The following is a 14,190-nucleotide window of genomic DNA, read 5'->3' on the forward strand; positions in this document are numbered from 1 at the left end:
GAGGCGAGCAGGACGAATTGGACGTGGGTCAGGTCGAAGGGGGCCAGTGCCGCGCGTTGCGCGGCCTGCCAGCGGTTGGTCACCTGCCAGAGCAAGAGACCGGGGCTTTCGTCGGCGTGCTCGAATTCGGTGCGCAATCCGTCATTCGCCATCACTGCCCGACCATAGCGCGGGAGATGCGGTCGAAATCGTGGGCGGTTAGCTCGACCAGGCCGCGGCGCAGCACGATCCCCCAGTTGGGGACGCTGGTCAGGTCGAGCTCGGTGCGCAGGTCGTCGATGGGGACCTCGCGGGCCGCGCGGTCGTAGTCGACCGCGCGCCGCCAGGGGCGGAAGCAGCCGCCCTGTTCCTCGACCTGCCAGGCCGGGCCATCGGCGACGGTGCCGATGGCGGTGAAGGATTTGATCGGTTCGCCCTCGCGCATGCCGGTGCGGGGCGAGTAGTAGACCAGTCCGTCCCCGGCCTTCATGCGTTCCACGGCCGCGCGCTTGCCGTGATTGGCCTGCGCGAAGCCGAGTTCCACACCCCGGCGGACATGATCGCGGGAGACGACCGCGAGCCAGTACCTGGTGCTCATACCAGCACCGCCTCGGCGGCCGCGACCAGCGCCTCGACATCGCCCTGCAGGGACTTGGCGAGATTACCGCCCATGATCTTGTTCCAGAGGCCGCGCAGCGGGCCCTCCATGGTGATGCGGACCTTCACAGTGGTGCGCTCACCGTCGGTGGTGACCTCGTGGGCGAAGATCAGCCGCGCGCCGATCAGCTTGGACGAGTCGACGAATTCGGTGTCGGTGAGCTTGGTGACGACGAACTTGGTCTTGGGACCACCCTTGGGCTTGAGGGTGCCGGTGGCGCCCTGCTGGAAGGGGCCGTCGAGGGTGACCCACTCGGTGTCCTGGTTCCACTCGGGCCAGGTGGCCATGTCGGCCCACTTGGTGAAGAAGGCGGCGGGGGTGGCGGTCGAGGTGGCGGAGGCTTCAGCGATGAACGTCATGCAATTAGTATGCGCGCTTAGTACTTCTGCGTCAACCCCTGATCTTCGATCGGTTCGGAACAGGGTCGATCGGCTCACAACCGACCCTCCGCGGGGAACACGATCCGCGGCGAGTATGTTGCACCGTCCGTGACTGCTACCGATCTGACCATGTACTCGACGACCTGGTGCGGCTACTGCCGTCGCCTCAAGAAGCAGCTCGACGAGGCCGGCATCACCTACGAGGTGATCGACATCGAGGACCATCCCGATGCCGCCGAATTCGTGGGCAGCGTGAACAACGGCAATCACGTTGTGCCGACCGTGAAGTACCGCGACGGCTCGACGGCCACCAACCCCACCCTGGTACAGGTGAAAGAGGCCCTGGCCGCCATCGGCTAGCCCCGGGGATGAAGAAAGAAGCCGCACACCGGTAGGTGTGCGGCTTCTTGTTGTGCCCGATCAGCTTTCGGCGGCCCAGGATTCGACAATGGTCCGGGCGATCGAAATCGACCCCGGCAGCAGCAGTTTCGCCTCGCCGCCGGTGGCCCCGGTGGGCGATCCCCACGCGCCCGCGGCCAGCGCGGCCCGCACCTCGTCGCGGGTGAACCAGTAGGCCTCGGCGATCTCGCCGTCGTGGAAGGACAGCGGCTGGTCCGGGTCGGCGACGGCGGCGAAGCCGAGCATGAGCGAGCGCGGGAAGGGCCAGGGCTGGCTGCCCAGGTAGCGGATCTCGCGGACGTCGACGCCGACCTCCTCCTTGATCTCGCGTTCGACGCAGCGTTCCAGCGACTCCCCCGCCTCCACGAAACCGGCCAGCAGCGAGAACAACCCCTGCGGCCAGGTGTGCTGGCGGGCCAGCAGCACGCGGTCGCCGCCGTCGTGGATGAGGCAGATGACGGCCGGGTCGGTACGCGGGAAATCCTCGTGCCCGGTTTCGCTGATGCGCGACCAGCCGCCGTTGGCAGCTCTGGTGGGGGTGCCGTCGACGGCGCTGAAGACCGCCTTGTCGTGCCAGTTCAGCAGGGCGATGGCGGTGGAGAGCAGGCCGGTGCCGAAATCGTCGAGGTCCAGGGTGGAGCCGTAGGCGCGCAGGTCGGCCAGCGTGCCCTCGATGGTGTTGTCGCGCACGGCCCACAGGTGGGTGCCGTCGTCGACGCCGAGGAAGACGGCCTCGGGCGTACGTTCGGGGGCGAGGGTGAGTGCGGGCTCGAGCACCACGGTCCCGTTGTCGACGCGCACCTGGCCGCGCTTGTTCATTCGCAGGAGTTTGGCCTGGGCCCAGCCCTCTTTCAGGGCCTGTTCGTCGGAGCGGAGGTCTTCGGCCCGGTCGAGTGAGGTACGGGACAGCACCGGAACGGCATTCAGCTGGAAACCTGACACACCCCGAGACTAGACGGGCGTGATCGTCAGGCGTGGACGCGGCGCAGATAGAGGAGCTTGTCCCCGGTCTCGAGGGCGTCGGTCTCGGGATCGCCGACGCGGATGAGGCGGCCGTCGCGGACCACGCCCAGCACGATGTCGCGCAGGTGACGCGGGGAGCCGCCGATCTCCTCGGTCTCCACGTCGCGTTCGGCGATGGCGAAGCCGGCCTCGGGGGTGAGCAGGTCCTCGATCATGTCGACCACCGCCGGGGTGGTGGTGGCGATGCCGAGCAGGCGGCCGGCGGTCTCGGAGGACACCACCACCGAGTCGGCGCCGGATTGACGCAGCAGGTGGGTGTTCTCGGCCTCGCGCACCGCCGCGGAAATCTTTGCCCTGGGATTGATTTCGCGGGCGGTGAGGGTGACCAGGACGGCGGTGTCGTCGCGGTTGGCGGCCACCACGACGGCAGCGGCGTGCTGAACTCCGGCCAGCCGCAACACATCCGACTTGGTGGCCGAGCCATGCACCGTCACCAGTCCGGCATTCGCCGCGAATTCGAGCACCTGCGGGTCGGTGTCGACCACCACGATGTCGCCGGCCTGCGCGCCGTCGGCCAGCATGGCGTCCACTGCGGTGCGGCCCTTGGTGCCGTAGCCGACTACCACGGTGTGATTACGCACGGTGCGCCTCCATCGCTGAATCTTGAACGCCTGCCGGGATCGTTCGGTGAGCACCGCCAGGGTGGTGCCGACCAGGACGATGAGGAACAGGATCCGCAGCGGCGTGACAATGAGGATATTGATCAGCCGCGCGGTGGGGGTGACCGGTGTGATGTCGCCGTAGCCGGTGGTCGACAGCGACACCGTGGCGTAGTAGGCGCAGTCCAGCAGGCCCATCCGGTCGCGGGCGTTGTCGTGGTAGCCGTCGCGTCCGATGTACACCACCAGGGTGGCCGCCACCAGCAGCAGCACCGCCACGCCCAGCCGCCGCACCAGGGAGTACCAGGGGCTGGACTGGGCCGAGGGGACCCGCAGGACGCCGACCAGAGCGTGGTCGGGCCGCTCGGTGAGACCGGCCAGTCCGCGCGAGGAGTCACCGAACACGTGAATCACCGGTCATTTCGGGCACTTCTGGCTGCGGCACAGGTCCGGAGCGTACCGGGCGAAACGCCGTGCGGCGGTTTCGGCGGGCGCGCGTCGCGAAGTCGCGCGGCGGTCCGGGGCTCAGTACAGCGGGTCCGGCGGCACCGATTCCGGATCGGGTGGCGGCTCCAAATCGGGTGGGAAATCGAAGCCCGGCACCGGATCCCGGTGCGAGCCCGGGCGGGCATCGGCGCGCTCGGTGGGCATCGGCGCCGAGGCCGGTGGCGCATCGGAGCCGGGTGGCGCTTCCGGGTCGGGCGGCGGCTCGAACCCGGGCGCGGGTTCATCGTCGTATCCGGCGGGTGCGGATCGTCCCGAAGCGGCCGGGAGACGCAGCATTTCGACATCGGTGGGCTCGACAGGACCCGGGTCGTCGTCGTCCGGCTCGGGCGGGAGCGGGGGTTCGGGCGGGGTCGGCGGAATCCGGCGGGGCGCCGCGTCGGTGATGATGGCGGCGAGTTCGGCTGGGCCGGGCAGGTGTTCGGGGGCGATGGTGCGGCCGGTGCGGACGTAGTGGAAGGCGGCGACCGTCTCGGCCAGCAGGTTGGATTCGGCGCGGCCACTGCGGGCGGCCTCCAGACGGGCCCAGGCCAGCCGGTAGACGGCGAGCTGGACGGCGACCGAATCCTCGTCGGCGCGTTGCGGTTCCGCGCCGGTCTTCCAGTCGACGATGACCCAGGTGCCGTCGGGGCGGCGGAAGACGGCATCCATGCGGCCGCGAATCACGGTGCCCGCGATGGTGGTTTCGAAGGAGATCTCCACCTCGACGGGATTGCGGTCGGCCCACGGGGAGGCGAGGAAGGCCTCCTGCAGACGCATGAGGTCGGCGTCGGTGTCGGTGATGTCGGCCGCGCCGGGCAGTTCCTCGAAGCCGAGCAGGCGCGCGCCGCCGAACCAGCGCTGCAGCCAGGCGTGGAAGGCGGTGCCGCGGCGAGTGTAGGGGCTGGGCGGGTACGGGAGCGGACGGCGCAGGCGGGCGGCGAGTTTCGCGGGATCGGCGCTCAGGTCGACCAGGGCGGTGGCGGCGAGCTGGCCGGGCAGTTCGACCTCGCGCACGGCCTGTTCGGCGGCGCGATGCTCGGCGATGAGGGCACTGACATCCTCGGCCCAGCCTTCGGGATCCTCGTCCTCCGGCTCGGGATCGGCTGCGGCGCCGCTGAATTCGGGTCCGAAGTCGAGTTCCGTCTGCTGTGGGCGGGATTCGGCGCGCAGGGTGTCGAGTGCGGCCTTGACCAGGGTCACCCCCTCCTCCACGAATTCGCGGCGGGCGCCGAGCGGGTCGCGCGGCCAGGTGGCGGTCTGCGGGTTGTCGGTGAAGGGGTTGGGGGTGTCGGGCAGGGGCGGATCGTCCCAGCGGTCGATGTGCACCCCGCGCGCCAGCTCCGAGCCCGGGGCCTCGGTCTCGTGTTTGAGCTCGAGCAGAAAGGCGGAGGGGCCCTTGGGTTTCGAGCCGGTCTCCGACCAGTGGTGGGCCGAGACGAACAGGGCGCGCTCGGTGCGGGTGAGGGCCACGTAGAACAGCCGGCGTTCCTCGTCGAGGCGGCGGGCAGCGAGGGCCTTCTTATGGTCGTCGAGGGCGCGTTCCAGGTCGGCGCGGTCGTGGAGGTCGGCCAGGTCGAGGACGGGGACGCCGTCGGTGGCGTCCTCCTGCTCACGGTCGCCGCGCAGCGCGGTCGGGAGTTCGGCGAGCGCGCCCATCCAGGTGGCGGTGCCGGTGCCGGACGGGAAGGTGCCGTCCACCACGTGCGGGACCGCGACCACCTCCCATTCCAGGCCCTTGGCCGCATGCACGGTGAGCACCTGGACGCGGTCGTGGGCGACCTCGACTTCGCCTGGCTCCAAACCGTTTTCGACCTCTTCGGCGGCGGCGAGGAAGTCGAGCAGGCCGGACAGGGAGGAGCGGTGGTCGGCCGAGTATCCGGCCACCACCTCGGCGAAGGCGTCGAGGTGCTCGCGCCCGGCGGCGGCGTGGGTGCGGCGGGCCTGGGTCTCCACGCCGATGCCGATGGTCCGCTCCACATCGGCGACCAGTTCGGCCAGCGGCTGCCCGGCGCGCTCACGAAGCGCGGAGAGCTCGCGCCCGAGCGCCGTGATGCGGGCGAAGCCCTGGGCCGAATACTGGTCCGGCTCACCGGGATCGGCGATGGCGTCGCCGAGTCCGGCCTTCTCGGCGGGTTCGGGCGCGACCTCGCGCAGCGCCTCGTCCAGGGTGGCGGTGTCGGTGATGGCGTCGGCCTGCCCGGCGGGGCGGCGGATGGACAGTTCCCGGGCACGGCGGGACAGGGCCGCGATGTCCGCGACGCCGATCCGCCAGCGGGCACCGGTCAGAATGCGCACCGCCGCGCTACCGGCCGACGGGTCGGCGACCAGGCGCAGGGTGGCGACGATATCGGCGACCTCCGGCGTGTGCAGCAGCCCGCCCAGGCCGACGATCTCCACGGGTAATCCGCGCTCCCGCAAGGCTTCCGCGAGCGGGGCGGCATCGGCATTGCGCCGCACCAGCACCGCGGAGGTGGGCGGCGGGTCGCTCGCGTCGTTCGCGGTCTCCCATTCGGCGGCGATCCGCTCGGCGACCCACTCCCGTTCCACCGCAACGGTTTCCGCGAGCGCCAAGGCGACCAGTCCGGCCGTGGCGTCCGGGCGGGGCCGCAGCGCGTCCACCGTCACTCCCCCGCCGCGCGCCGCCCGCTCGCGCAGGGGATCCGACACCAGGTTGGCCAGATCCAGGGCCTCCGGCGGATTCCGCCAGCTGGTGAGCAGCGGCAGGATCGGCGCGGGAATCCCTGGGGCACTGGGGAAGTCGGTGGCGAAGCGCGGCAGATTGGCCGCCGACGCGCCACGCCAGCCGTAGATCGACTGCATGGGGTCGCCGACCGCGGTCACGGCCAGCGGTTGCCGAGTCCGCGCGGCGGCCGGGTCGGGTTGAGCCGTCGCACCGAAGAGGGAGGAGAGCAGGATGCGCTGGGAGTGGCCGGTGTCCTGGTATTCGTCCAGGAGGACGAGGCGGAAGCGATCGCGTTCGGCCGCACCGACTTCCGCGTGGGTGGCGGCCAGGCGGGCCGACAAGGACATTTGCGCGCCGAAGTCCAGGGCGCCGCGGCGGCGCAGTTCCTCGGCGAGGCGATCCACCAGGGGCAGCAGGGCGACGCGCTCGTGCTGAGCTTCGAGGAGGTCGAGGAGAGCCTTCTTGGGGCCGCCCTTCTGCCGGGGTCCGGCGGGGAGGGTGTGGACGAGGCGCTCCAATTCCAGGTGGGCCGCGGCCAATTGGTGCGGTTCCACCAGGTGTTCGGCGAGCTGGCCGGAGAGGGCGAGCACGGCCTCGGTGACGCCGACGGGGCTGCGGTCGGTGTCGAGGTCGCCGTCCCAGGTGGAGACGACCCGGTAGGCGAGCTGCCACAGCTGGGTCTGGGTGAGCAGGGTGGCGGTGGGTTCGACCGGCAGCAGCAGGCCGTATTCGGTGAGCAGGCGGCCCGCGTAGGAGTGGTAGGTGCTGATCTCCGGTTCGGACGAGGTGAGCTGGGCGCGCAGGTGGCCGGTGGGGTCGATGTCGCGCACCACCGGTGCGCCGGCCAGCCGGGCCAGGCGGGTGCGGATGCGCTGGGTGAGCTGCTGGGCGGCCTTGCGGGTGAAGGTCAGTCCCAGTACCTGTTCGGGTTCGACCAGGCCGTTGGCCACCATCCAGACCACGCGGGCGGCCATGGTCTCGGTCTTGCCCGCACCCGCGCCCGCCACCACCAGGGTGGGTCCCGGCGGGGCGGCGATGACGGCGGCTTGTTCGTCGGTGGGCGGCGGCAGACCCAGCGCGTCGGCGAGCTGACGCGGGGTGACGCGCACTAGTCCGTCACCTGCCGGCCGGTGTCCTGCACGGGGCAGCTGCCGGCCACCTTGCAGTGACGGCAGCCGTCATTGCGCATGGCGAGGTAGCTGGGGCCCTTGGAGGCATCGGCGGCGTCGTGGATGACGGTGCGCCAGGTCTCGATTCCGTCCGCGTCCAGCGGCGGCTGGGTGCGCTGGGTCGCGCCCTCCTTGCTGCTGGGCTTGGCCACGTAGACCAGGCGCGCGCCGCCGGGCTCGCCCTCGCCGAGCGCGCCCTCGGCGGCGGCGACCTGATAGGTGGCCAGCTGTGCGTGCTCCTCGGCGGCCTGCTTGGAGATGGGGGTCTTGCCGGTCTTCACGTCGACGATGACGAAGCGGCCCAGGGCATCTCGTTCCACCCGGTCGACGCGGCCGCTGATCCGCACCGGCTGTTCGCCGGGGCCGCGGGCGGGCAGCACGCAGTCCACCGGCACCTCGACGCCGATGGCGGTGAGCTCGTCGCGGGTATTGCGCAGCCAGGCCAGGAAGGTGTCGACCATGGTCTCGGTGCGGCGCAGTTCCGCCCGGGAGTGCCAGTTCTCGCCGTCGCGGGCGGTGGGGTCGACCTTCTTCCACGCCTTGGCCAGGGCCTGTTTGACCTGGTCCTCGCTGACCTGCCCGGCCAGCGCCTGTACCAGGGTGTGCACCAGATTGCCCTTGAGCGCGTGCGGGTTCTCGCCGTCGCCGCCGCCGTGCCGTTCCAGCGCCCAGCGCAGCGGGCAGGTCTTCAGCTGATCCACGGTGGACGGCGACAGCGAGATCGCGCCTTCTTCGCTGTCCCACAACGGATTCGCCGAGGAGAGCTCCGCGGTGCCGTACCAGTCGTCCGGGTGTGCGCCGCGCACCCCGGCCGCCGCCAGCCGCGCCAGCTGCCGGGCCGCGCGCAGGCGGCGCTCCGGCGCGGTCTCGGGATCGCAGGCGGCGGCCCGCAATTCGGCGATGAGGGCGTGCATGGCCAGGGCACGGCCCGGGTCCACCGGCGGCGGGATCCGGCCCGGCTGGCCGTCGGCGGCCTCCCCGTCCATGTCGGCCAGGAATCGCGACGGCACCAGATCCTGGTCCCCCGTGACGGATTCGACCGCGGTCACCAGCAGTGACCGGCGCGCCCGGCTGCACGCCACCAGCAGCAGTCGCCGCTCCTCGGCCAGCAGCGGCGCGGCCCGGCTCACCTTCTCCCCCGAACCGCCCACGCCCGCCAGCAGATCCACCAGATCCTCGACGCCGAGCAGGGTGCCGCGCGGCCGCAGATTGGGCCAGATGCCCTCCTGCACGGCCGCCACCGCCACGGTGTCCCACTCTCGCCCGGCGGCCGCGTGCGCGCTGCAGATGGTCACCGCCTCGCCCGGATCGGTGATCGGCGCGTTGTCCTGCGGAATCTCCTGCTGCTCCAGGTATTCCACGAATCCTTCGATGGTGGCGCGCGGCAGCCGGTCCACATACGCCGCGGCCGCCTCGAACAACCCGACCACCGCGTCGAGGTCCCGATCGGCCTGCATCCCGACCGCTCCCCCGCGCTCGGACTGCCCCACCCACCGCCGCTCGAGCGTGGAGCCCGTCCACACCCCCCACATCACGTCTTCCAGCCCGCCCCCGTCCCGCCGCACCTTCCGCGCCCGCCCCAGCGCCTTCAGCACCCGCCGCAGCGGCGCGGCCTCCACCGGCGTGAGCTTCTCCAGCACCACCCGATTCCCGGCCCCTACCAGCAGATCCCGCAGCATCTCCGCCGACGACCGATCCAGGTCGGCGAATCGCTCCGCATCCCGGTCGAATTCGGCGTCCGGCCGCGGCCGGACCGGGCTGTCGCCACGCGGCGGTGCGGCAGCAGACGACGAGCCCGCACCCGCACCGGGCGACTCGGACAGTCGCCCGCTGTCTGTCGGATCCGATTCCGTCGCATCGGATTCGGCCGCGCCGATCGAATCGCGCTCGGCATCGTCGTCGGTCGCACGCTCCGGATATCCGAGCTCCATGACCGTGCGCCGGATACCGCGCCGCAGCCGCCGCAGGCTGATCTGGTCGGCGCCGCCCAGCGGTCCGGCCAGCAGGTCGAGCGCGTCGTCGGCGGTGAACGCAATCGGCCGCGGATGCCGCACCGAGGTCGGATCGCCCGCGGTTACGGCCCGCAGCGCCAGCAACATCCACACCGCGCCCCGCCGCCGCGCGAGCGGAACATCCGCCGGCGGCTGCCGCACCGGCACACCGGCGGCCAGCAGGGCCCGCCGCAGCGGCGCCAGCGACAGCGGCACCGACCGCACGATCACCGCCATGTGCGACCAGGGCACCCCGTGGGTGAGATGCGCGCGCCGCAGATGATCGGCGATCAGTGCCGCCTCCTTCGCCGGTGTGGTCAGCACCTGCACCCGCACCTCGCCACCGGACTGTGTACCGCCCCGGGCACTCTCGGATCGACCGCGTTGATCGGTACCCCCGGCCGCGCGCCGCGCCGAATCGCTCGCTCCGACCCGACTACGCCCGGTGCCGCCCCGATCGCCTGCGCCGGTCGTGTGCGGCGCGGCCGCGGCGGCGTGCCGGATGCCGTTCGAACGGCGTGTGCCGCCGTTGGCAGTCGTGGACGTCGTGTCGTTCGGTCCCGATGCGCCGGCTGGGCCGTCGATGTGCGGCGGGGTTGTGGCACCGCGTGATTCGTCGCCGTCCACGAGGCCGGCGGCGATCTCGTGGAGGAAATCGAAGGTGGCGGCGGTGGGGCGGGAATCGGGCGGTGGAGTGCGGTGGGGCGCGGCGCCGGGGAGGCGGGCGGCTATGCGGTCGGCTATTTCCTGGATAGCGGGAGTGGAGCGGTGGTTGTGGCGCAGGATGATGCGGCGGCCGGCGGGGGCGTCGGGGTCGGCGGCGAAGCGGGGGTCGGCGCCGCGGAAGGTGTAGACGGCCTGGTCGGGGTCGGCGGCGATGACCGTGGTGGCGGCGCCGCTGCCCAGGGCGCGGATGAGCTGGGCGGCATGGGGATCGAGGTGCTGGGCGTCGTCGGCGAGGATGCAGTGCAGCCGATTGCGTTCGGCGGCAAGGAGTTCGGTGTCGGTGTAGAAGGCGTCCAGGGCGGCGGTGACGAGTTCGGCGGCGTCGAGGGCGGGGGCGCTGGCCTCGGGCACGTCCATGCCGACCGACCAGCGCAGCATCATGATCTGCTCATAACGTTCGGCGAAGCGCCCGGCGGCGACCCATTCCGGATGGTCGTGGGCGCGCCCGAGTTCGATGAGATCCTCGGGCCCCAGACCACGTTCGGTGGCCCGCAGCATGAGGTCCCGCAATTGTTCGGCGAATCCGGCGGCGGGCAGCGCGGGATGCAGCCTTTCGGGCCATGCGGCGGCACCGTCGGCGAGGTCGCCGCGCAGCAGTTCGCGCACCACGATGTCCTGCTCGGATCCGGTGAGCAGGCGCGGCGGCGGATTGCCGTGCGCCGCCGCGAAGGAGCGCAGCAGTCCGAAGGCGTAGGAGTGGATGGTCCGCACCAGCGGCCCGCGGGTGGCGCCGGGCACCCCGCCCAGTTCCGGATCGGCCGCGGCGACGCGGGCGGTGATGGCGGTGCGCACGGCGGTGGCGGCGCGCTTGGTGTAGGTGAGCACCAGCACCGATTCGGGCGGGGCCCCGGCCAGGATGCGCGCGGCGGCCACATCGACCAGCAGTGCGGTCTTGCCGGTCCCGGGTCCGCCGAGCACCTGCCAGGGCTGCCAGCCGGGGTCGGCGCCGAGGTCGTCGAACAGCGGCCGGAGGGCGGCGTCCCACTCCCGTGAGGGGGTCTCCGCCTCGGCCCGGCGCACCAATTGCACCGAGCTATCCGATCGCATCACGTCGGCTATTTCAACAGACCGCCCCGACAGGTTTCGTTTGCCATGAGTTGGCCGTGCCGCCGATCACAGTCCGGAAGCTGTTCATATCGGGCGCAGGCAGCAGAATGGGCAGCGTGGTGGAGCTTCATAGTCATCGTTTCGGTCCCCCGACCGGTCCGGTCGTGCTGGCGTTGCACGGGTTGACGGGCCACGGCCGGCGCTGGCAGGCGCTGGCCGACGAGCATCTCCCCGATGTCCGGATCATTGCACCGGATCTGCGGGGGCACGGGAGGTCGCCCGGCGTGCCGCCGTGGGATTTCGAAACTCTCGTCGATGATCTCGCGGCGCTCCTGGAGAACGAGACGAGCGAACCCGTGGTGGTGCTCGGGCATTCGTTCGGCGCGGCCACCGCGGTGCATCTGGCGCATCGCCGCCCGGAACTGGTGCGCGGGCTGGTCTTGCTGGATCCGGCCATCGGCCTGGAGCCCGAGCGCATGCTGACCATCGCGAATTCCATGCTGGCGGCGCCGGATTACGAGAGTCTCGAACAGGCCCGGTTCGACAAGCTGGAGACCTCGTGGGCCGAGGTGGACCCCGCGGTCCTGGATGCCGAGCTGGCGGAGCACCTGGTGCCCACCGTGAACGGCCGGGTGGGCTGGCGGATGACCATGCCGGCGATCATCGCCTTCTGGGGCGAGATCGCCCGGGACTTCGTGCTGCCGCCCCGCGAGATGCCGACGGTCATGGTGCAGGCGATGAAGGTGAACCCGCCGCTGGTGTCGCCGGACTTCCGCGCGGCGCTCACCGCTCATCTGGGTGACCGGCTCACCGTCCACGAATTCGATTGCGACCACATGGTCGCGCAGGCGCGGCCGGTGCGGACCGCCGCGCTGGTCCGTGCCCTGCTCTGACCCAGGAGGCGCGAAATGCCAACCACCGAAGCCGAAGTCGAGCGAGTGCGCGAATTGGTCGCGGCCATTCCGCCCGGCCGGGTCGCCACCTATGGCGATATCGCGGCCGCGGCGGGTCTGTCCACGCCGCGCACGGTCGGCTGGATCATGCGCACCGATTCCGCGGACCTGCCGTGGCACCGGGTCCTGCGCGCAAACGGCACGCCCGCACCACATTTGGCGCATCGGCAGCTGGCCGAGCTGGCCGCCGAGGGCTGTCCGATCGCGGACGGCCGGGTGGACCTGCGGCGCGCCCGTTACCGGTTCGCCGAAACCTGATACGCGCCACCCCGCCCGCCGGTTACCGTGAAAAGATGTCCACCCGTCTGGCCTGCGTGGTGTTCGATGCGGTCGAGCCCAGGGCGGCGGCCCGGTTCTGGGCCGAGCTGCTGGGCTGGGAGGTGACGGTGGACCGGCCCGGCGAGGTCGATGTCGCCGCACCGGACCCGGATGCTCCGGACGTGGCGCTCACCTTCCTCCCGTCGCGGCGGCCCAAGACCGCCAAGAACCGCATCCACCTGGATCTGTGCAGCCGCTCGCTGGATCATCAGCGGCTGCAGGTGGACCGGGCGCTGGCCCTGGGCGCCCGCCGGCTGGACATCGGCCAGGGCGCGGTGCCGTGGACGGTGCTGGCCGATCCCGAGGGCAATGAGTTCTGTGTGCTGGAGCCGCGTGAGCAGTACGTGGACACCGGTCCGGTCGCGGCCATCGTGATGGATACCCGGGACCCGTCGCGGCTGGCCGAGTTCTGGTCCGCCGCCAGCGGCTGGCCACTCACCCACCGGACCGCCCGCTACGCGGGTATCCGGGCCGCTACCGGGCAGGGCCCGTGGCTGGAATTCCTGCTCGAGCCGGCGGCGCCGGGTGAGCGCAGCCGTCTCCATCTGGATCTCGTCACCTTCCCCAGCGACGATCCCGTCGTGGAGGCGGCCCGGTTGCGGGCCGCGGGCGCAGTTCCGGTCGGCCCCGACGCACCGCGGTTCGGCGGTGGGTCACCGGCTGTCGAGCCGGTCCTGGTCCTGGCCGATCCGGAGACCAATGAATTCTGTCTCTTACGAGCGACTATCGATTGACGCTCCTGATCCCGGCCGCTTCCCCGCGCGAGGATCAGGCAATTCCGTGCTCCGCGCTGAGCCGGATCACCCAGCGGGTGCGATTACCTGTCAGGCCGCGCCGCGCTCGTAACGACGGCGCTCGCGCGGCGAAAGGCCGCCCCAGATGCCGAAGCGCTGATCGTTGGTGACTGCGTAGTCGAGGCATTCCTTGCGCACCTCGCAGGAGGAGCAAATGCGCTTGGCCTCCCGGGTGGAGCCGCCCTTGTCGGGAAAGAATGCCTCGGGATCGGTTTGGGTGCACAGCGCCTGTTGATGCCAGGATTCGCTCTCGGCTCCGTCACGGCGGGCGAGGGATTCGAACATTGCGTCGAAATTGGTGAAAAGCAGCTTCACTTCCTCTATCCCTTCAATAAGTATCAGTAAGAGGTACGCGCGAAGTATCAGAAAGAAGAACGCGCGGTATGTTTCATGCGCGGCTCATACCGCAGTCACCACCGACGGCGGCGAGACGGGCCTGCTCACCATTGCCGAAGATCCGACGGGCGTGCACGGCCGCCGGGGCACTCGACCACGGCGCGAACGCGGTGGTGAACATGAGTTCGCACCAGCTCAATGCCGGAACCTCGCCACACGCGAGGGTATTCAGCAGAGACAGTTCCTGATCACTGTCATTCCAGGCGGCGAACAGCCAGGAGGCATCCAGCCGGCCGAGGAATTCTTCGGCGTCTTCCGGAATGCCGAGCGGAGCATCTACCGCGAGGTGAACCACGGCCGAAATCGCGTGGCGCATACGCGCATCCAGGCCGACCCCGTCGTGCAACAGCAGACCTTCGAGCGACTCCCGCAATCCCGCGCCGCGATCGATCCGGAAGTCATCGCGTCGAGTTGCGGTGGTGACGTCGAACATTTGTTTCCTCCCTTGAAATTGCGCTTGTCCCAAAAGCGTCACGGCCTGATTAAAAGTGGCTCGTGATCTTGTTGTCCAGTTTTGAGGCAATCTGGGGCAAACCCCTAGCAGTACTGACACTGGCCAGTGTGGGTACCCGTCGGGAACCTCACCGAA

General features: G+C 70.8%; 12 protein-coding genes. 4 read left to right on the top strand and 8 right to left on the bottom strand.

The window, feature by feature from the left end:
- Window positions 1-151 precede the first annotated feature (151 nt).
- Together ACWEKS_RS44205 and ACWEKS_RS44210 are read right to left on the bottom strand one after the other, a co-directional pair.
- Window positions 152-577, bottom strand: coding sequence for an EVE domain-containing protein (locus ACWEKS_RS44205; RefSeq protein ID WP_452345676.1), 426 nt, complete (start codon window positions 575-577; stop codon window positions 152-154).
- A complete protein-coding gene (locus ACWEKS_RS44210) occupies window positions 574-996 on the bottom strand; it encodes an SRPBCC family protein (protein ID WP_452345677.1) in 423 nt (140 codons plus the stop codon). Before ACWEKS_RS44210 ends, ACWEKS_RS44205 begins: the two co-directional genes overlap by 4 nt.
- A gap of 129 nt (window positions 997-1,125) precedes the next feature.
- Here ACWEKS_RS44210 and ACWEKS_RS44215 point away from each other — a divergent pair, with 129 nt between their 5' ends.
- The gene (locus ACWEKS_RS44215; protein WP_354840418.1) at window positions 1,126-1,377 is read left to right on the top strand and encodes a mycoredoxin; all 252 of its coding nucleotides are present in this window, start codon (window positions 1,126-1,128) and stop codon (window positions 1,375-1,377) included.
- A gap of 60 nt (window positions 1,378-1,437) precedes the next feature.
- Here ACWEKS_RS44215 and nudC read toward each other — a convergent pair whose 3' ends face one another.
- The 4 genes from nudC to ACWEKS_RS44235 form a co-directional block, all read right to left on the bottom strand.
- Window positions 1,438-2,358 (bottom strand): NAD(+) diphosphatase, encoded by a 921-nt coding sequence (gene nudC, locus ACWEKS_RS44220; RefSeq protein ID WP_452345678.1) that lies wholly within the window; start codon window positions 2,356-2,358, stop codon window positions 1,438-1,440.
- A gap of 26 nt (window positions 2,359-2,384) precedes the next feature.
- The gene (locus ACWEKS_RS44225) at window positions 2,385-3,443 is read right to left on the bottom strand and encodes a potassium channel family protein (RefSeq protein ID WP_379427177.1); all 1,059 of its coding nucleotides are present in this window, start codon (window positions 3,441-3,443) and stop codon (window positions 2,385-2,387) included.
- A 120-nt stretch (window positions 3,444-3,563) separates the two neighbouring features.
- The gene (locus tag ACWEKS_RS44230; RefSeq protein WP_452345679.1) at window positions 3,564-7,316 is read right to left on the bottom strand and encodes an ATP-dependent helicase; all 3,753 of its coding nucleotides are present in this window, start codon (window positions 7,314-7,316) and stop codon (window positions 3,564-3,566) included.
- On the bottom strand, window positions 7,316-11,140 hold the full coding sequence (locus tag ACWEKS_RS44235) for an ATP-dependent helicase (protein WP_452345692.1): 3,825 nt from the start codon (window positions 11,138-11,140) through the stop codon (window positions 7,316-7,318). Before ACWEKS_RS44235 ends, ACWEKS_RS44230 begins: the two co-directional genes overlap by 1 nt.
- Before the next feature lie 107 nt (window positions 11,141-11,247).
- Between ACWEKS_RS44235 and ACWEKS_RS44240 the strand changes: the two genes are divergently transcribed.
- From ACWEKS_RS44240 to ACWEKS_RS44250, 3 genes are read left to right on the top strand one after another with little or no spacing between them, the layout of a single operon-like run.
- Window positions 11,248-12,033 carry an alpha/beta fold hydrolase gene (locus ACWEKS_RS44240; RefSeq protein WP_452345693.1) on the top strand — a complete coding sequence of 262 codons (786 nt, stop codon included), beginning with the start codon at window positions 11,248-11,250 and terminating at the stop codon, window positions 12,031-12,033.
- Window positions 12,034-12,048: 15 nt separating this feature from the next.
- Window positions 12,049-12,351: an MGMT family protein gene (locus ACWEKS_RS44245; protein WP_354840404.1), complete on the top strand. Its 303-nt coding sequence runs from the start codon at window positions 12,049-12,051 to the stop codon at window positions 12,349-12,351.
- Window positions 12,352-12,386: 35 nt separating this feature from the next.
- Entirely contained in the window at window positions 12,387-13,145 is a 759-nt protein-coding gene (locus tag ACWEKS_RS44250) for a VOC family protein (RefSeq protein ID WP_452345680.1), read from the top strand.
- Between the two features lie 90 nt (window positions 13,146-13,235).
- Here the strand turns inward: ACWEKS_RS44250 and ACWEKS_RS44255 are convergent, their stop codons facing one another.
- A complete protein-coding gene (locus ACWEKS_RS44255) occupies window positions 13,236-13,520 on the bottom strand; it encodes a WhiB family transcriptional regulator (RefSeq protein WP_452345681.1) in 285 nt (94 codons plus the stop codon).
- A 73-nt stretch (window positions 13,521-13,593) separates the two neighbouring features.
- Entirely contained in the window at window positions 13,594-14,124 is a 531-nt protein-coding gene (locus ACWEKS_RS44260; protein ID WP_452345682.1) for a hypothetical protein, read from the bottom strand.
- Window positions 14,125-14,190 lie beyond the last annotated feature (66 nt).

This window comes from Nocardia sp. NPDC004711 (assembly GCF_053601595.1).